The organism is Escherichia sp. TW09308 (assembly GCF_000208565.1).
GTDB classification, from domain to species: domain Bacteria; phylum Pseudomonadota; class Gammaproteobacteria; order Enterobacterales; family Enterobacteriaceae; genus Escherichia; species Escherichia marmotae.
Map to the genome: position 1 here is coordinate 3,044,961 of NZ_AEME01000001.1, position 18,358 is coordinate 3,063,318.

Below are 18,358 nucleotides of genomic sequence, written 5' to 3' on the forward strand. Positions count from 1 at the left end.
CCCGATGCAATTGCGTAAATTACTGCTGCCAGGAATGCTTTCCGTTACCCTTTTAAGCGGCTGTTCGCTGTTTAACAGTGAAGAAGATGTGGTGAAGATGTCCCCATTACCGACCGTTGAAAACCAGTTTACGCCGACCACGGCGTGGAGCACTTCCGTTGGTAGCGGCATTGGTAACTTCTACTCTAATCTTCATCCGGCATTGGCGGATAACGTTGTCTATGCTGCCGATCGCGCTGGTTTGGTTAAAGCGATGAATGCGGATGACGGCAAAGAAATCTGGTCTGTCAGTCTGGCCGAGAAAGATGGCTGGTTATCTAAAGAGCCTGCGTTACTTTCCGGCGGCGTGACCGTCGCGGGTGGTCATGTCTATATTGGCAGCGAAAAAGCGCAGGTTTACGCGCTGAACACCAGCGATGGTACTGTTGCATGGCAAACCAAAGTAGCGGGTGAAGCACTTTCTCGTCCGGTAGTCAGTGACGGTCTGGTTTTGATTCACACCAGCAACGGTCAGTTGCAGGCGTTGAACGAAGCTGACGGCGCTGTTAAATGGACAGTTAACCTCGATATGCCTTCGCTCTCTCTGCGTGGCGAGTCTGCGCCAGCAACTGCATTTGGTGCGGCAGTGGTCGGTGGTGATAATGGTCGCGTCAGTGCTGTGTTGATGCAGCAGGGACAGATGATTTGGCAGCAGCGTATCTCCCAGGCGACCGGTTCTACCGAAATCGACCGTTTGAGCGATGTTGATACTACGCCGGTTGTGGTGAACGGTGTTGTTTTCGCGCTGGCCTATAATGGTAACCTGACGGCGCTTGATTTGCGCAGTGGTCAGATTATGTGGAAACGCGAGTTGGGTTCGGTGAATGATTTCATCGTCGACGGCAACCGCATCTATCTGGTCGATCAAAATGACCGGGTGATGGCGCTGACCATCGACGGTGGCGTTACACTGTGGACTCAAAGCGATCTGCTGCATCGCCTGCTGACGTCCCCGGTGCTGTATAATGGCAATCTGGTGGTGGGTGACAGCGAAGGTTATCTGCACTGGATTAACGTTGAAGATGGCCGTTTCGTTGCCCAGCAAAAAGTTGATAGCTCCGGTTTCCAGACTGACCCGGTTGCCGCTGATGGCAAACTGCTGATCCAGGCAAAAGACGGGACCGTGTATTCCATTACACGTTAATCGTCTCTGTCGTTCACTTTGAAAACGGCTCCTGGACAGGGGCCGTTTTCCTGTTTTTAACAACGACGCGAAAATTGCGGGCGTTGTCTGATGATTTATAAAAATGAGGCTTTAAACATGGTACCTGTGGTCGCGCTTGTCGGGCGCCCTAACGTAGGAAAATCCACGTTATTTAACCGTCTAACTCGCACCCGAGATGCGCTGGTTGCGGATTTCCCGGGTCTGACTCGTGACCGTAAGTACGGTCGTGCGGAAATTGAAGGCCGCGAGTTTATCTGTATTGATACCGGCGGGATTGACGGCACAGAAGACGGTGTAGAAACCCGCATGGCGGAACAATCGCTGCTGGCGATTGAAGAGGCGGATGTGGTGCTGTTTATGGTGGATGCACGCGCGGGTCTGATGCCAGCGGATGAAGCCATTGCCAAACATCTGCGTTCCCGCGAAAAGCCAACCTTCCTGGTGGCGAATAAAACTGACGGACTGGATCCGGATCAAGCAATCGTTGATTTTTATTCACTTGGTTTAGGTGAAATCTACCCGATTGCCGCTTCGCATGGTCGTGGTGTTTTGAGTCTGCTTGAGCATGTTCTGCTACCGTGGATGGAAGATATCGCGCCGCAAGAAGAAGTGGATGAAGACGCGGAATATTGGGCGCAATTTGAAGCGCAAGAGAATGGCGAGGAAGAAGAAGAGGAAGACGACTTCGATCCGCAAAGTCTGCCGATCAAACTGGCGATAGTGGGTCGTCCGAACGTGGGTAAGTCTACACTCACTAACCGTATTCTCGGTGAAGAGCGCGTGGTGGTTTACGACATGCCCGGGACTACGCGTGACAGCATCTACATTCCAATGGAACGTGATGGACGTGAGTATGTACTCATTGACACAGCAGGCGTACGTAAACGTGGCAAAATTACCGATGCGGTAGAGAAGTTCTCGGTAATCAAAACGTTGCAGGCAATTGAAGATGCCAACGTTGTGATGCTGGTGATTGATGCACGCGAAGGTATTTCCGATCAGGATCTCTCCCTGCTGGGCTTTATTCTCAATAGTGGGCGCTCACTTGTGATTGTGGTGAACAAGTGGGATGGCCTGAGCCAGGAAGTGAAGGAGCAGGTGAAAGAGACGCTGGACTTCCGTCTGGGCTTTATCGATTTTGCTCGCGTGCACTTTATCTCTGCGTTGCACGGTAGCGGGGTTGGCAATCTGTTTGAATCAGTGCGTGAAGCGTATGACAGCTCTACCCGTCGCGTAGGCACGTCTATGCTGACGCGTATCATGACTATGGCTGTTGAAGACCACCAGCCGCCGCTGGTTCGCGGTCGTCGCGTGAAGCTGAAATATGCCCACGCCGGTGGTTACAACCCGCCGATTGTGGTAATCCACGGCAACCAGGTAAAAGACCTGCCGGATTCCTATAAGCGTTATCTGATGAATTACTTCCGCAAATCTCTGGATGTGATGGGTACGCCGATTCGTATTCAGTTTAAAGAAGGGGAAAACCCGTATGCGAACAAGCGTAACACCCTGACGCCGACCCAGATGCGTAAGCGCAAGCGTCTGATGAAGCACATCAAAAAAAATAAGTAATAGTAGGTAAGTACTTATCTATAGTTTCCCTCTCGTAAGTAGGGGGAAACTTATCGAAGGAGTTTATATGGAACTCAACTGCCCAATCTGTCAGAAACCTCTCGAGCGTAATGGTGACATCGCTCATTGTGAAACCTGTGACAAAAATTTCTCTCTCCAGGCATTGTGCCCTGATTGCCATCAGCCTTTGCAGGTACTCAAAGCCTGCGGTGCGGTAGATTACTTCTGTCAGAATGGTCACGGGCTTATTTCCCGCAAACGTGTTGAGTTTGTCCTTCCTGAATATTAAGTTTTATTTAAAATTTATATTCACACTATAAAAATTAGATTTATCAGTGTCTGGTCGATAAACAGATCGGTTAGACCATTTTAATTAAAATTGTATTTATATTTGCTTGAGTGATTTTTCCTTTATGTGTGGAATATACTGCCTGTCATTATTAATTTTTTGTATTGATATATTATTCAGGGATGGTGCATTGGGGGCGCTGTATTGTAATGATGCTGATCTCTGGTGCAGCCATTACCGCACCGGAGACAAACATTAAACAAAATAACGACCCATAGCTCGAGTTCGGCAGCGAAGCGACCCGACAAGAAGCACAAAATAATAAAGGAACTTCATTTAAAGAACGCAGTGCCGATTACATCACCAACTCTGCAACACAAGGGTTTGAAAAACACATCGACCTCTGTTGAAAACAGAATTACCTTCTGGTGCAGTTGTTGTGGCGGCACCAAATGTCGCCAACGAAACCTGGGCGTTGGGACACTGAGTTGATTCAGGCAAATGTGATATAGCAAAACAGTGTGGAAGTATGAGTAATACGGCAGGGTACATTCAGTGATGCCCGGATTATATCTGGTGTTGGCATGGTGATATTGCCGGATGCGATACTGGCGCATCTTATCCGGCCTACGGATTAGCCGCTTTTTTACGTGGTTTGCGGGTTTTCATAACTGAACTGACTTCGCTGACCACCACGCCATCACCTAACCGCGTGGTCAACGTATCGCCCGCTTTGACCTGCTTAACCTGTTTCAGCACTGTGCCATCGGCGGCGCTGGTTACGCTATATCCACGCGCCAGTGTTGACAGCGGGCTCACGGCTTCCAGGTGTGTTACTGCATTACCAAAACGTTCACGTGTTACGCTAAGTTGTGCGTGTAACACTTCCGCCAGACGATATTCCAGTTGCTGAATCCGCGTTTGCGCGCGATGAATACGTGACTGCGGATTTTGCTGGGTTAGTCGCTGTGTTAATCGCTGCTGTTGCTGTCCGACACGTTTTAGCTGATTTTCCAGTGCAAAGCTCATCCGCTTTTGTAGACGTTCGAGAGTGGTTTGCTGACGCGCCAGCCGTAGCTGTGGGTGCTGCTGCTGTAATCGATGATGAATCTGTGTAAAACGCCGGGTGCGATTGGCGAGATAATAATCCATCGCCATCTCCAGTCGCTGACGGGCAGATTGCACCTGACGGAGTAATTCTTGCTGATTACGGCTCACCACTTCGGCGGCAGCCGATGGTGTGGGTGCTCGTAAATCGGCAACAAAATCGGCAATGGTCACATCAGTTTCATGTCCAACGGCGCTGACAACCGGAATGTGACTGGCAAAAATCGCCCGCGCTACGCGTTCGTCGTTAAAACTCCATAAATCTTCCAGCGACCCGCCGCCGCGCCCGACAATCAATACGTCGCACTCGTTGCGCTTATTCGCCAGTTCAATGGCGCGAACAATTTGCCCAGGCGCATCATCACCCTGTACGGCGGTAGGATAGATGATCACGGGTAGAGACGGATCGCGGCGTTTAAGCACATGCAAAATATCGTGCAACGCGGCACCGGTTTTTGAGGTGATGACACCTACACAGTGCGCGGGGGAGGGGAGCGGCTTCTTAAACTGTTGATCGAAAAAACCTTCAGCCTGCAATTTCGCTTTTAGCTGTTCATACTTCTGTTGCAACAAGCCTTCACCGGCGGGCTGCATACTTTCAACGATTATCTGATAGTCACCACGCGGCTCATACAGCGTAATATTGGCGCGAACCAGCACCTGTTGCCCGTGCTGTGGGCGAAAGGCTACCCGGCGGTTGCTGTTACGGAACATTGCGCAGCGCACCTGGGCGGTATCGTCTTTGAGCGTAAAATACCAGTGACCGGAAGCCGGTTGCGTGAAGTTAGATATTTCACCGCTGATCCATACCTGTCCCATCTCATGCTCAAGCAGCAGACGAACCGTTTGATTCAGGCGACTAACGGTAAAAATTGCAGGGGATTGAGAAGGTAACATGTGAGCGAGATCAAATTCTAAATCAGCAAGTTATTCAGTCGATAGTAACCCGCCAGCAGGGGATAGCAAGCATTTTTTGCAAAAAGGGGTAGATGCAATCGGTTACGCTCTGTATAATGCCGCGGCAATATTTATTAACCACTCTGGTCGAGATATTGCCCATGCTACGTATCGCTAAAGAAGCTCTGACGTTTGACGACGTTCTCCTCGTTCCTGCTCATTCTACCGTCCTGCCGAATACCGCTGACCTCAGCACTCAACTGACGAAAACTATTCGTCTGAACATCCCTATGCTTTCCGCAGCAATGGATACCGTAACGGAAGCGCGCCTGGCTATTGCCCTGGCTCAGGAAGGCGGTATTGGCTTTATCCACAAAAACATGTCCATTGAACGCCAGGCGGAAGAAGTTCGCCGCGTGAAAAAACACGAGTCTGGCGTGGTGACTGACCCGCAGACTGTTCTGCCAACCACGACTCTGCGCGAGGTGAAAGAACTGACCGAGCGTAACGGTTTTGCTGGCTACCCGGTAGTAACCGAAGAAAACGAACTGGTTGGTATCATCACCGGTCGTGACGTGCGTTTTGTGACCGACCTGAATCAGCCGGTTAGCGTTTACATGACGCCGAAAGAGCGTTTGGTGACCGTGCGTGAAGGCGAAGCCCGTGAAGTTGTGCTGACCAAAATGCACGAAAAACGCGTTGAGAAAGCGCTGGTGGTTGATGATGAATTCCACCTGATTGGCATGATCACCGTGAAAGATTTCCAGAAAGCGGAGCGTAAACCGAACGCCTGTAAAGACGAGCAAGGCCGTCTGCGTGTTGGTGCGGCGGTTGGTGCTGGCGCAGGTAACGAAGAGCGTGTTGATGCGCTGGTGGCCGCTGGTGTTGACGTTCTGCTGATCGACTCCTCTCACGGTCACTCTGAAGGTGTTCTGCAACGTATTCGCGAAACCCGAGCCAAATACCCGGATCTGCAAATCATCGGCGGTAACGTCGCCACTGCTGCAGGCGCTCGTGCGCTGGCGGAAGCCGGTTGTAGCGCGGTTAAAGTTGGTATCGGCCCTGGTTCTATTTGTACCACCCGTATCGTCACTGGCGTAGGTGTTCCGCAGATCACCGCCGTTGCTGACGCAGTAGAAGCCCTGGAAGGCACCGGTATTCCAGTTATCGCTGACGGTGGTATTCGCTTCTCCGGCGATATCGCTAAAGCTATCGCTGCTGGCGCAAGCGCGGTGATGGTAGGCTCCATGCTGGCAGGTACGGAAGAATCTCCGGGTGAAATCGAACTCTACCAGGGCCGTTCTTATAAATCTTACCGTGGTATGGGCTCTCTGGGCGCGATGTCCAAAGGTTCTTCTGACCGTTACTTCCAGAGCGACAACGCCGCTGACAAACTGGTGCCAGAAGGCATCGAAGGCCGTGTGGCTTACAAAGGTCGCCTGAAAGAGATCATCCACCAGCAGATGGGCGGTCTGCGCTCCTGTATGGGCCTGACCGGCTGTGGTACTATCGACGAACTGCGTACTAAAGCGGAGTTTGTACGTATCAGCGGTGCTGGCATTCAGGAAAGCCACGTTCATGACGTGACCATCACCAAAGAGTCCCCGAACTACCGTATGGGCTCCTGATTCTCTTCGCCCGACTTCATGTCGGGCGATTTATATTATCTGTTTCACTTGCCTCGGAATAAGCGTCAATGACGGAAAACATTCATAAGCATCGCATCCTCATTCTGGACTTCGGTTCACAGTACACCCAACTGGTTGCGCGCCGCGTGCGTGAGCTGGGCGTTTACTGTGAACTGTGGGCATGGGATGTGACAGAAGCACAAATTCGTGACTTCAACCCAAGCGGCATTATTCTTTCCGGCGGCCCGGAAAGCACCACCGAAGAAAACAGCCCGCGAGCGCCGCAGTATGTCTTTGAAGCAGGCGTACCGGTATTCGGCGTTTGCTATGGTATGCAGACCATGGCGATGCAGTTAGGTGGCCATGTTGAAGCCTCTAACGAGCGTGAGTTTGGTTATGCACAGGTTGAAGTACAAACTGATAGCGCGCTCATTCGTGGCATCGAAGATGCGTTAAGTGCAGACGGCAAACCGCTGCTTGACGTGTGGATGAGCCACGGCGATAAGGTAACTGCAATTCCTGAGGGTTTCGTTACCGTAGCCAGCACCGAAAGTTGCCCGTTTGCCATAATGGCTAACGAAGAAAAACGTTTCTATGGCGTACAGTTCCACCCGGAAGTGACTCACACCCGTCAGGGGATGCGTATGCTGGAGCGTTTTGTGCGCGATATCTGCCAGTGTGAAGCACTGTGGACACCAGCAAAAATTATCGATGACGCCGTAGCCCGCATTCGCGAGCAGGTGGGCGATGATAAAGTGATCCTTGGCCTCTCTGGTGGCGTGGACTCTTCTGTTACTGCGATGCTTCTGCACCGTGCTATCGGTAAAAACCTGACCTGCGTATTCGTCGACAACGGCCTGCTGCGTCTGAATGAAGCTGAACAGGTAATGGATATGTTTGGTGATCGCTTCGGCCTGAACATCATTCACGTTCCGGCAGAAGAGCGTTTCCTGGCTGCGCTGGCGGGTGAAAACGATCCGGAAGCTAAACGTAAAATCATCGGTCGCGTCTTCGTTGAAGTATTCGATGAAGAAGCGCTGAAACTGGAAGATGTAAAGTGGCTGGCGCAGGGGACTATCTACCCTGACGTTATTGAATCCGCCGCTTCTGCGACGGGTAAAGCGCACGTTATCAAATCTCACCACAACGTAGGCGGCCTGCCGAAAGAGATGAAGATGGGCCTGGTTGAACCGCTGAAAGAGCTGTTCAAAGACGAAGTGCGTAAGATTGGTCTGGAGCTGGGTCTGCCGTACGACATGCTGTACCGCCACCCGTTCCCGGGGCCTGGCCTTGGCGTTCGTGTGTTGGGTGAAGTGAAGAAAGAGTACTGCGACCTGCTGCGCCGTGCGGATGCCATCTTCATTGAAGAACTGCGTAAAGCTGATCTGTACGACAAAGTCAGCCAGGCATTCACTGTCTTCCTGCCAGTACGCTCCGTAGGCGTAATGGGCGATGGTCGTAAATATGACTGGGTTGTCTCTCTGCGTGCTGTCGAAACCATCGACTTTATGACCGCACACTGGGCGCACCTGCCATATGATTTCTTAGGGCGCGTTTCCAACCGTATTATCAATGAAGTGAATGGTATTTCCCGCGTGGTGTATGACATCAGCGGTAAGCCGCCAGCTACTATTGAGTGGGAATAAACCCGAACACTAAATGCTGAGGTTTTCTATTCGTACGAGGCTTCAGCATATTTTGGTAACAAAACCCTCTGTTCATCCACTGGAGGGTTTTTTATGCAATTAAAAAGCCCATAATCCTCACGAATTACAGGCCTGGTAGTGGAAAGACGATTAATTAAACCAACTGTCTGATTTATTCTCTTCTGCTTTACCCACGCTTTTCATCAAATCACGACCACCTTCAGTCATATTCCTGTTAGCGTCAGCTTCAGATTGTACAACATCGGTTTGCGCTGCTTTGTGCTTCAGTTCCTGATCGATAAATTCGTTCTCACGCTTAACGCGCGCTTCTTCTTTTGCCAGCGCCAGTTTTTGCTTCTGAATCTCTAAGTTGCGCAGCTCATCTTCATAACTTTGATCGCGCTTTTTATCCGCAGTGAATTCGGCGTCCCGTTTATCCTGGCGAGCTTTTTTATCCGCTGCTGCTGCTGCCGCTCTTTTATTCGCTGCGGCCTGAGCGTTTGCGCGTCGTTGCTTCTCTTGCTGGATTTCCCTGTTGCGCTCCGCAACCCATTCGTCATGCTGCCTTTGTTCTTCATTTTTGCCTTGCTGTTCAGCTTCTGCGACCGCAGAGAGTTGATCCTGTAATGAAGAGGCGAAAGCCGGGCTACTAACAGCAGCTAATATGGCGGCGCAAAGAAAAACTTTCTTCATGAGTCCTCCTGATAGTTAGCTCTTTTCAGGACATTTTGTATTTGGCTGAATACGCGTTTCGTTATAAGTGGTGGTAATAACAACGGCTAAACCCGTTGTGAACTGGCATTCTTTACCCACCTGGGTGGAGGTGTACACTTTGGTGCCTTCCTTATAAGTTAAAGAGACACCTTCCACTAAGGTTTTATCATTCACCATAGTACCCGCTGCCGCGCCTACAGCTCCGCCACCAACTGCACCAGCCGTTGTTCCGGAGTTACTACCAGATCCAACGTTATGGCCGATAACGCCGCCTGCGACAGCGCCAATAAGTGCGCCAAAGGCTTGCGCATTCCGTTTATTTTGTGAGTTATCTACGGCAACTTTTGCGGGAAGAATGGAGATAATATTAACGGTTTTAGTTTCTTGCTTTGTATTCAGTTGATCGGTTTGATAGACATCGGCGGCATGGTCGTCAGCATTTGACTGGCATCCTGCCAGGGTGAATGACGCTAAAATTGCCACAGGCAGAAAACATTTTTTAAATTTCATCACTATTCCTTGTTGTACACATTACGAAAAATAAGACATTTAAGATCATCAAAAGAAGAAAGTAAATGTATTGCGGATAAAGGAATAGATTTAATTTATTAAAATTCACCAGAATAATAAATTAATAAAAAATATAATTGAAATATATATATTAATTTAATGTTTATTCCGTCCTTAGGCAAGATGATCGTCAGTCAGGGCAAAGAGGCGAGATTTAAGGTGAAAGAATGCTTGCCGCTTTGATAACAACAAAGAGCAACAGCATCTGACAACATTGAGCCGTCTTGTTCAGGAAGGATGACGAAGGTAACCGCTAACGTTGTACCGATGATTCGATAGAGAGTGTGGATTGTTGAGCTTCTTTTTTGCTCTGATGATGCTGCCAGGCACTGACGGACGAGTAGATAAAGCGGCCAAAGAAGAAGATAAAGCTAATGAGTAGTACGATACGGGTCATACGACTGTTAAATCGGTGTCGTTTTCGCATACTGGTTGCCTGACTCACAAAAGGTTCCTTGAAGTATGTCCCACTCAGGAGACGGTACTTACATTAAGGCACATCAGGAAAAAATGGTCAATTCTTCGTTATGTAAAAAAGCGTCAGTGGATACATATTTTAATGTTATGGAAATTAATTTAATTATTTACAGTGCTGATGTAATAATGATGAATTAACATAATAAACGTAATAATTCATTAATCAGGGTTATTTTGTTTGATATATATCAATTGGAACTTTCATATGACACTTAGAATCAATGTCCTCTATAGCGATGAGTAATCATCTTTCGAAGTCAGGTGGGATGCCTGTCTGAATACACCCCTTCAGGATGTGGGGGATTCTGCTGAGCATCTATGAAACTGAATGCAACTTATATAAAAATACGTGATAAATGGTGGGGGCTTCCGCTGATCCTGCCTTCTTTAATTTTACCTGTTTTCGCACAAATAAATACTTTCGCGCATATTTCCTCTGGTGAAGTATTTCTCTTTTATCTGCCCCTGGCTCTGATGATCAGCATGATGATGTTTTTTGGCTGGGCAGCATTACCGGGTATAGCATTAGGCATTTTTGTTCGTAAGTATGCGGAGCTTGGCCTTTACGAAACGCTTTCGTTAACGGCTAATTTTATTATCATTATTATTATTTGTTGGGGCGGTTACAGGGTCTTTACTCCCCGGCGTAACAACGTTTCACATGGCGATACCCGCTTAATTTCCCAGCGAATTTTTTGGCAGATTTTTTTTCCTGCAACGTTGTTCCTGGTGCTTTTCCAGTTTGCGGCGTTTGTAGGATTACTGGCGAGCAAAGAAAATCTGGTAGGCGTCATGCCTTTTAACCTTGGAACCTTAATCAATTATCAGGCCCTGCTGGTCGGTAATCTTATCGGTGTCCCGCTGTGCTATTTCATCATTCGGGTGGTGCGAAATCCACTTTATTTACGTAGCTATTATTCGCAGTTAAAACAGCAGGTTGACAGAAAAGTGACCAAAAAAGAATTTGCGATCTGGTTACTGGCTTTAGGTACGTTGCTGTTGCTGTTATGTATGCCGTTAAATGAAAAAAGCACAATTTTTAGCACCAACTATACGTTATCGTTATTGTTGCCGCTGATGATGTGGGGAGCAATGCGCTACGGCTATAAGTTTATATCGCTGCTCTGGGCGGTAGTGCTGATGATCAGTATTCACAGCTATCAGAATTACATTCCCCTTTATCCAGGATATACCACGCAACTGACCATAACTTCCTCCAGTTATTTAGTTTTTTCTTTTATTGTCAATTATATGGCTGTACTGGCAACCCGTCAGCGAGCGGTGGTCAGACGCATTCAACGGCTTGCCTATGTGGACCCGGTTGTTCATCTGCCAAATATTCGCGCCCTGAACCGCGCGCTGCGCGATGCACCCTGGTCCGTGCTATGTTATTTACGCATCCCAGGCATGGAAATGCTGGTAAAGAACTATGGCATCATGCTACGCATTCAATATAAACAAAAAATTTCACACTGGCTGACATCATTGCTGGAGCCGGGCGAATCTGTTTATCAGCTTTCCGGCAACGACCTTGCGTTACGATTGAATACAGAATCACACCAGGAGCGCATTACCGCGCTGGATAACCATCTGAAGCAGTTTCGTTTCTTTTGGGATGGAATGCCGTTACAACCTCAGATTGGCGTTAGTTATTGCTATGTCCGCTCACCGGTTAATCATATATACCTCCTGCTCGGGGAGTTAAATACGGTTGCCGAACTTTCCATCGTGACCAATACCCCGGAAAATATGCAACGTCGTGGGGCAATGTATTTACAACGGGAATTAAAAGACAAAGTGGCGATGATGAATCGGCTACAGCAGGCGCTTGAGCATAACCAGTTTTGCCTGATGGCCCAGCCGATTACTGGGGTGCGTGGTGATGTCTATCATGAAATTCTGCTGCGCATGAAAGGAGAGAACGATGAACTCATCAATCCTGACAATTTCTTACCGGTTGCGCATGAATTTGGCTTATCGTCCAGCATCGACATGTGGGTCATCGAACATACACTGCAATTTATGGCGGAAAATAGAGAAAAAATGCCTGCCCGCCGATTTGCTATTAACCTGTCGCCAACTTCCGTTTGTCAGGCGCATTTTCCTTTGAACGTCAGTCATTTTTTAGCTAAATATCAAATAGAAGCGTGGCAGCTTATTTTTGAGGTAACAGAAAGTAATATCCTGACCAATGTTAAACAGGCACAGAATACGTTGCAGCATCTTCAGGAGTTAGGATGCCAAATTGCAATTGATGATTTTGGCACCGGCTATGCCAGTTATGCGCGGCTAAAAAATGTGAATGCCAATTTATTAAAAATTGATGGCAGCTTCATACGCAATATTGTCTCGAATAGTCTGGATTACCAGATAGTGGCGTCAATTTGTCATCTGGCGCGAATGAAGAAAATGCAAGTGGTTGCGGAATATGTTGAAAATGAAGAGATTCGCCAGGCGGTTCATTCTTTGGGTATTGATTACCTGCAAGGCTTTTTGATTGGTGAACCGCAACTGTTAGTGGATATGCTGGATGAAAGAGAACCTGTCCGGGAAAGCGCGTAATTTATTGGGGCCGACATAACATGTTGGCCCGTTTTCATTTCATCTTAAGCCGCGATTTCAGGCGTGCTTTCTTCTTCAATTTTTAACCGCCAGCCAGCCACGCCTTCCCAGTATTCTTGCTCTTTTTCCAGATCAAGCAGAACCAGCGCGTTCTGGCTAAACCAGTCATGCGGAAAACGCAGAGTCCAGTGGCTGTCATCGGTAATCAGCGTTAATGTCGGTGGGGTAGTGGTTGCCTGACGTTGGTTGTTTAGCAATACGCCAAGGCGCAATAGCTGGATTAAGGGCAGAAACTGCTTCTTCTTAAACAGCGTAAAGCGCGGCAGATCGTCGAGCTTAATCGCTTTACGGTGATAGCGTACCAGCGTCGCCATCATCAATTGTTGTTCCTGATTAAAACCCGGTAAGTCGCTGTTTTGCAGGATATAGGCCGAATGGCGATGCAATCCGCTATGGTTGATATTTAACCCGACCTCATGCAGCATGGCGGCCCAGCGTAGCAAGGCTTCCAGTTGCGGATGCGCCAGCTTCGGTTGTTGTTCCCGCCACTGTTCGTACATCTGCATGGTGGTTTCCAGCACCCGCCGTGCCTGTTCACTGTCAATGTGATACTGGTTGGCGAGGCTGCTGGCGGTACGACTACGTACATCCTGATGGCGAAAACGGCCTTCCATTTCATAAAGTACGCCTTCGCGTAGCGCACCGTCAGAAAGCCGCAGTTCACGGATAGCTAAGGCATCAAACACACCGCATAAAATTGCCAGTCCAGGGACAAATACGGTTTTCCGTTCTTCGGAAAGGCCCGGTAAACTAAGCGATGCAAAATTACGATGGCGTAAAACTTCTTTCACCAGTTTTTCGAGACGTTCCGGGGTAATAATCCCGTCTTTCTCGCCCATTTCCATCAACACTTCATGGGCGGCTTTAATGGTGCCGGAAGCGCCCATTGCCACGTTCCAGCCCTGAATCCGGAATTGCCAGGTTAAGGTTTCCAGTTTTTGCGCCGCTGCCATGCGTGCGCGCTGAAAATTCTCTTTATTGATGACGCCACCCTGGAAATAAAGCTGGGCAAAGCTGACGCAACCCATTCGGCGGCTTTCCACGAGAATGGGTTCAAAATTTTCGCCAATCACCAGTTCCGTTGAGCCGCCGCCAATATCAATAACCAGCTTGCGGCCTTTTTCCGGTTGGGTATGCTCCACGCCCATAAAAATCAGACGTGCTTCTTCATTACCGGAGATAATTTCAATCGGGTAGGGGATAACCTTTTCTGCTCGCTTCAGAAAGTCAGTGGCATTCAGCGCCTGACGTAGCGTATGGGTCCCAACAATACAGACGCTGGAAGGAGAAAATCCTTGCAGGCGTTCGGCAAACAGCGACAGGCAGTTTAAGCCGCGCGTCATTGCTTCTTCACTCAACATATTATCTGGCCCCAGACCGTCCGCCAGATGCACACGCTGTTTCAGGCGACCAATAATCTGCATTGCGCCATCCACCACACGGGCAATGACCATGTGGAAACTGTTTGAACCAAGGTCGACCGCAGCAAACTCCTGTGGACGAGGGGATTTGTCGTGTATTGGCATAGGGTTATTCAGATTGTTCGAGTGATTTGATGTAGTCGTAAATCGCCAACTGCGCCCGTACTTTGCGGCGGTTACCGCGGGGAACGTAGCGATTACTGAGTTCTTTATCGATATAACGCGCTTTGACTGTATCGCTGAACAGAATTTCGATGATGTCCAGTACCCGCTGCTTCAGCCGTGGGTCGAGCAGTGGCGTTGCCACTTCAATACGATAATCAATATTGCGTGTCATCCAGTCGGCGGAGGACAGGTAAACCTTTTTATCGCCGCCATTTTCAAAAATATAAACCCGGTCGTGTTCCAGGTAACGATCGACAATGCTGATAGCACGGATGTTATCGCTAATGCCTTCCAGATTAGGGATCAGTGAACACATCCCGCGCACCAGCAGATTCACCGGCACGCCGGAGCTGGAGGCCGCATACAGACGATCAACCAGACCTTTATCGACCAGGTTATTCAATTTCAGGGTAATACCGCTGGGTAGCCCTTGTTGAGCGTTGGCGATCTCGCGGTCTACCATTTCATACAGCAGGCGACGAGAGTTTTGCGGTGACACCATTAAATAATCGAATGTCACGGGACGGTATGGATTTTCAATAAAATTGAACACTCGCCGTACTTCGTTGGTGATACGCGCATCGGCAGTCAGCAGCGAGTAGTCGGTATAAAGGCGCGCCGTTTTTTCGTTAAAGTTCCCGGTTCCGATATGCGCATAACGCACAACTTCGCCGTTTTCTTTACGCGAAATCAGGAATAATTTGGCATGAATCTTCAGCCCCGGGGCAGAGAAGATCACATGTACTCCCGCTTCGGTAAGCCGCTTCGCCCAATGAATGTTAGCTTCTTCGTCGAAACGTGCCTGTAACTCAACCACCACGGTGACTTTCTTACCGTTGTGCGCGGCGTGGATCATCGAGTCGATGATGCGCGAATCTTTCGCCACGCGGTAAATGTTAATTTTAATCGCCAGTACGCTTGGGTCGAACGAGGCCTGGCGTAGCAGTTCCAGCACGTGCTCAAAAGTGTGATAAGGATAATAGAGCAGCACATCGTGTTCGCGAATGGCGTCAAAACCGTTGCGGAACTGGGCTTTATCAAACCATATATGACGTAAACGCGGCAGTGGTTTGTTCACCAGATTGGCTTTGCCGACATTGGGGAAATTAATAAAGTCTTTAAAATTGTGATAACGGCCGCCGGGTACGATGGAGTCGTAGCGGGAGATGGTCAGTTTCTCACGCAACACTTCAACCAGCGCACTGGGCATATCGCGTTGATAAACAAAACGTACCGGTTCTGCGGTTAAGCGCTGCTTCAGGCTGGAAGACATCAACTCCATCAGGCTGGCTTCCATCTCGTGCACTAAATCGTATTCGGCATCGCGGGTCATCTTCATCGAATAGGCATTCAGCGCGTCGTAATCAAAGAAGCCTTTGAAAATATCATCAAGGCAGTAACGCAGAATGTTATCCAACAGAATCATTGGCTTGCGTCGACGCGGTGCTTCCGGCGGTAAATTCACAAAGCGCGGCACTTTATCTGATGGGATCTCCAGCAGCGCGTAACGGATGGTATCGCCACGGATAATTTCCACCGCCAGATAGGTGTAATCATCTTTCAGGAACTGCACTAAATCAGTGTCAGCATTGATTAAAATCGGCGTAATGTGCTGACGCAGATACTGCTTAAAGTAATGACGCAGCCAGTTTTGTTGATTGACGGAGAGCTGGCGTTCATTAATCAGGAAGATCTGGTTACGCGCCATCTCCAGCAGCAGTTCGTTGTAGAGACCGTCGAATTCCTGATCGGCTTTCAGCACGCGGGACTGAATTTTGCCCAGTAAATGGCGGGAATGAGAGTTAGAACCTTGTTCTTCGCTAATAATGATGCGTCGCTTCAGTTCAGCGAAGCGGACTTTATAGAACTCATCAAGGTTATTGGAATAGATCCCAAGGAAACGCATCCTTTCAATCAGCGGGTTAGATTTGTCCGCCGCTTCCTGAAGCACGCGTTCATTGAACGATAACCAACTGAGCTCTTTTTCGATGTATAGCTTTTCCTGACCCATTACCACTTTTACTCCGTTTTATTCACGGGACACTGCCTGGATATTATGGCGAGCAATATTGGCAGATGTCCAACTATGCCAGAAAAGGGGGAAAAAAACTGCTGGAGCTTGCGATTTACAAGGGAATTGAAAAGCGCCAACGGTAGAGCTGACGCTTTAACTACGGGGGCATTACTCGTCGGCGGCGTAACCCTGCGGCGGCAGGCGTTGACCATCCAGCCACGCGGCGTTTTCGTGCATCTTCAGACGCCCATCGGCAAACCAGCTAATTACCAGTGGGTAAATAGCGTGTTCCTGGGTTTGCACGCGGGCGATGATTTCATCTTCCGTATCACCTGCAAATACCGGGACTTTTGCCTGTAAAACAACCGGTCCGCCGTCCAGTTCATCGGTGACGAAATGCACCGATGTGCCGTGTTCCTCATCACCATTTTCCAGCGCCTGGCGATGGGTATGCAAACCGGGATATTTTGGTAGTAGGGAAGGGTGGATGTTCAACAAACGCCCGGTGTAGTGAGAAACAAACGTCGGGCTGAGAATGCGCATAAAACCGGCCAGCACGACCACGTCGGGTGCGTACATGTCGATTTCGTGAATCAACTCCCGGTCATAGGCTTCACGACTGTCAAACGCGCTGGCGATGAGCGTATGTGTTGCAATACCGGCTTTGCGGGCGCGTTCAAGGCCGAACGCGTCGGCCTTATTGCTGAAAACTGCCCGTAGGGTGCCTTTAATTTTGTTGGTTTTGCAGGCGTCAATAATTGCCTGCAAATTACTTCCGTTGCCGGAAATAAGCACCACAATATTCATTATTCGATAACCACGCGTTGTTCGGAATCAGAGGCTTTGATGATACCGATTTTCCACGCGTTTTCACCGTTGTCATTGAGCAGGGCGAGAGCTTTGTCCACTTCCGGAGCCGGCAGGGCGATAATCATCCCGACGCCGCAGTTGAAGGTGCGATACATTTCATGGCGGCTGACATTGCCTGCCGTTTGCAGCCAGTTGAATACTTCCGGCCATTGCCAGGAGGATTCATCAATCACTGCCTGGGTATTTTCCGGCAATACGCGCGGAATATTTTCCCAGAAGCCGCCACCGGTCAGATGCGCAATGGCGTGCACATCCACTTTTTCGATCAACTCCAGTACCGATTTCACATAAATACGGGTTGGGGCCAGCAGATGATCGGCTAATGGTTTGCCGTCGAGTTCAGTGGTTTGCGGATCGCAGCCACTGACTTCAAGAATTTTGCGTACCAGCGAATAGCCGTTCGAGTGCGGGCCGCTGGAGCCGAGAGCAATCAGCACATCGCCGTCGCTGACTTTCGAACCGTCGATGATTTCTGATTTTTCTACCACCCCAACACAGAAACCAGCTACGTCATAATCTTCGCCGTGATACATCCCCGGCATCTCTGCCGTTTCGCCACCCACTAGCGAGCAGCCCGATTGCAGACACCCTTCCGCGATGCCGCTGATCACCGATGAGGCAGTATCAACATCCAGTTTTCCGGTTGCGTAATAGTCGAGGAAAAACAGCGGTTCAGCGCCTTGCACCACCAGGTCGTTAACGCACATGGCGACCAGATCGATACCGATAGTGTCGTGACGTTTTAAGTCCATCGCCAGACGCAGCTTGGTGCCTACGCCGTCAGTGCCGGAAACCAACACGGGTTCGCGATATTTTTGCGGCAGCGCACACAACGCACCGAAGCCGCCCAGACCGCCCATCACTTCCGGGCGACGCGTTTTCTTCACTACGCCTTTGATTCTTCCAACCAGAGCATTACCCGCGTCAATATCAACACCGGCATCTTTGTAGCTAAGAGAGGTTTTATCGGTCACTGCTTGGGTCCCCACGCGTTACTTGCGGTAGAAAAATAAAATTCGGCGCAATTCTAACAGGGAAAGCAAACGTTTGCGAGACTGCTTTACACAACCTTTTTTACCCCCTTTTTGCTGAGCGAGAGGTGAAAAAATGCGCGAGCAGAGGCAACGAATGATTTATTGCCAGGATAATTATCTTTTTTAAC

Annotated in this window: 15 protein-coding genes; 7 read left to right on the forward strand and 8 right to left on the reverse strand. The window is 49.2% G+C overall.

All coding sequences use genetic code 11. The features are described from left to right. Nucleotides 1–4: 4 nt before the first annotated feature. The 3 genes from bamB to ESM_RS0114440 all read left to right on the forward strand — a co-directional run bounded on the left by bamB (nt 5) and on the right by ESM_RS0114440 (nt 3,065). Nucleotides 5–1,183, forward strand: a complete 1,179-nt coding sequence (bamB, locus tag ESM_RS0114430; RefSeq protein WP_001177078.1) for an outer membrane protein assembly factor BamB — start codon at nt 5–7, stop codon at nt 1,181–1,183. 117 nt (nt 1,184–1,300) lie between these two features. Further along, complete coding sequence (der, locus tag ESM_RS0114435) at nt 1,301–2,776, forward strand: ribosome biogenesis GTPase Der (protein WP_001516872.1); 1,476 nt, start codon at nt 1,301–1,303, stop codon at nt 2,774–2,776. A gap of 67 nt (nt 2,777–2,843) precedes the next feature. Continuing rightward, a complete protein-coding gene (locus ESM_RS0114440) occupies nt 2,844–3,065 on the forward strand; it encodes a zinc ribbon domain-containing protein (protein WP_000422354.1) in 222 nt (73 codons plus the stop codon). A gap of 627 nt (nt 3,066–3,692) precedes the next feature. On the opposite strand, the gene xseA is transcribed toward ESM_RS0114440, so the two are convergent. After that, the gene (gene xseA / locus ESM_RS0114445) at nt 3,693–5,069 is read right to left on the reverse strand and encodes an exodeoxyribonuclease VII large subunit (protein WP_000937874.1); all 1,377 of its coding nucleotides are present in this window, start codon (nt 5,067–5,069) and stop codon (nt 3,693–3,695) included. Nucleotides 5,070–5,230: 161 nt separating this feature from the next. On the opposite strand from xseA, the gene guaB reads away from it, so the two are divergent. After that, entirely contained in the window at nt 5,231–6,697 is a 1,467-nt protein-coding gene (guaB, locus tag ESM_RS0114450) for an IMP dehydrogenase (RefSeq protein WP_001516870.1), read from the forward strand. Nucleotides 6,698–6,765: 68 nt separating this feature from the next. Next, nucleotides 6,766–8,343, forward strand: a complete 1,578-nt coding sequence (gene guaA / locus ESM_RS0114455) for a glutamine-hydrolyzing GMP synthase (RefSeq protein WP_000138266.1) — start codon at nt 6,766–6,768, stop codon at nt 8,341–8,343. Between the two features lie 150 nt (nt 8,344–8,493). Here guaA and ESM_RS0114460 read toward each other — a convergent pair whose 3' ends face one another. From ESM_RS0114460 to ESM_RS01000000124980, 3 genes are all read right to left on the reverse strand, one after another. Then, a complete protein-coding gene (locus ESM_RS0114460; protein WP_000755156.1) occupies nt 8,494–9,036 on the reverse strand; it encodes a DUF5384 family protein in 543 nt (180 codons plus the stop codon). A gap of 15 nt (nt 9,037–9,051) precedes the next feature. Continuing rightward, complete coding sequence (locus ESM_RS0114465; RefSeq protein ID WP_010378956.1) at nt 9,052–9,570, reverse strand: glycine zipper 2TM domain-containing protein; 519 nt, start codon at nt 9,568–9,570, stop codon at nt 9,052–9,054. 310 nt (nt 9,571–9,880) lie between these two features. After that, nucleotides 9,881–10,072: a YfgG family protein gene (locus ESM_RS01000000124980; protein ID WP_000076002.1), complete on the reverse strand. Its 192-nt coding sequence runs from the start codon at nt 10,070–10,072 to the stop codon at nt 9,881–9,883. Nucleotides 10,073–10,089: 17 nt separating this feature from the next. Here ESM_RS01000000124980 and ESM_RS1000000128830 point away from each other — a divergent pair, with 17 nt between their 5' ends. Together ESM_RS1000000128830 and ESM_RS0114475 are read left to right on the forward strand one after the other, a co-directional pair. Continuing rightward, nucleotides 10,090–10,242 (forward strand): hypothetical protein, encoded by a 153-nt coding sequence (locus tag ESM_RS1000000128830; protein WP_000019728.1) that lies wholly within the window; start codon nt 10,090–10,092, stop codon nt 10,240–10,242. A gap of 180 nt (nt 10,243–10,422) precedes the next feature. Then, nucleotides 10,423–12,666: a bifunctional diguanylate cyclase/phosphodiesterase gene (locus ESM_RS0114475; protein ID WP_000772787.1), complete on the forward strand. Its 2,244-nt coding sequence runs from the start codon at nt 10,423–10,425 to the stop codon at nt 12,664–12,666. Nucleotides 12,667–12,710: 44 nt separating this feature from the next. Here ESM_RS0114475 and ppx read toward each other — a convergent pair whose 3' ends face one another. From ppx to purM, 4 genes are all read right to left on the reverse strand, one after another. Beyond that, nucleotides 12,711–14,252, reverse strand: coding sequence for an exopolyphosphatase (gene ppx, locus ESM_RS0114480; protein WP_001121375.1), 1,542 nt, complete (start codon nt 14,250–14,252; stop codon nt 12,711–12,713). A gap of 4 nt (nt 14,253–14,256) precedes the next feature. After that, nucleotides 14,257–16,323, reverse strand: coding sequence for a polyphosphate kinase 1 (gene ppk1, locus ESM_RS0114485; protein WP_001516868.1), 2,067 nt, complete (start codon nt 16,321–16,323; stop codon nt 14,257–14,259). Between the two features lie 171 nt (nt 16,324–16,494). Then, on the reverse strand, nt 16,495–17,133 hold the full coding sequence (gene purN, locus ESM_RS0114490) for a phosphoribosylglycinamide formyltransferase (protein ID WP_001028606.1): 639 nt from the start codon (nt 17,131–17,133) through the stop codon (nt 16,495–16,497). After that, nucleotides 17,133–18,170 carry a phosphoribosylformylglycinamidine cyclo-ligase gene (gene purM, locus ESM_RS0114495; RefSeq protein WP_001516867.1) on the reverse strand — a complete coding sequence of 346 codons (1,038 nt, stop codon included), beginning with the start codon at nt 18,168–18,170 and terminating at the stop codon, nt 17,133–17,135. The genes purN and purM overlap by 1 nt, the downstream gene beginning before the upstream one ends. Nucleotides 18,171–18,358 lie beyond the last annotated feature (188 nt).

Coding starts and splice junctions, on each gene's coding strand:
- ppx (WP_001121375.1), bottom strand. CDS start 14,252: ATGCCAATACACGACAAATCCCCTCGTCCACAGGAGTTTGCTGCGGTC.
- xseA (WP_000937874.1), bottom strand. CDS start 5,069: ATGTTACCTTCTCAATCCCCTGCAATTTTTACCGTTAGTCGCCTGAAT.
- bamB (WP_001177078.1), top strand. CDS start 5: ATGCAATTGCGTAAATTACTGCTGCCAGGAATGCTTTCCGTTACCCTT.
- guaB (WP_001516870.1), top strand. CDS start 5,231: ATGCTACGTATCGCTAAAGAAGCTCTGACGTTTGACGACGTTCTCCTC.
- guaA (WP_000138266.1), top strand. CDS start 6,766: ATGACGGAAAACATTCATAAGCATCGCATCCTCATTCTGGACTTCGGT.
- ESM_RS0114475 (WP_000772787.1), top strand. CDS start 10,423: ATGAAACTGAATGCAACTTATATAAAAATACGTGATAAATGGTGGGGG.
- ESM_RS1000000128830 (WP_000019728.1), top strand. CDS start 10,090: ATGTCCCACTCAGGAGACGGTACTTACATTAAGGCACATCAGGAAAAA.
- ppk1 (WP_001516868.1), bottom strand. CDS start 16,323: ATGGGTCAGGAAAAGCTATACATCGAAAAAGAGCTCAGTTGGTTATCG.
- purN (WP_001028606.1), bottom strand. CDS start 17,133: ATGAATATTGTGGTGCTTATTTCCGGCAACGGAAGTAATTTGCAGGCA.
- der (WP_001516872.1), top strand. CDS start 1,301: ATGGTACCTGTGGTCGCGCTTGTCGGGCGCCCTAACGTAGGAAAATCC.
- ESM_RS0114440 (WP_000422354.1), top strand. CDS start 2,844: ATGGAACTCAACTGCCCAATCTGTCAGAAACCTCTCGAGCGTAATGGT.
- ESM_RS0114460 (WP_000755156.1), bottom strand. CDS start 9,036: ATGAAGAAAGTTTTTCTTTGCGCCGCCATATTAGCTGCTGTTAGTAGC.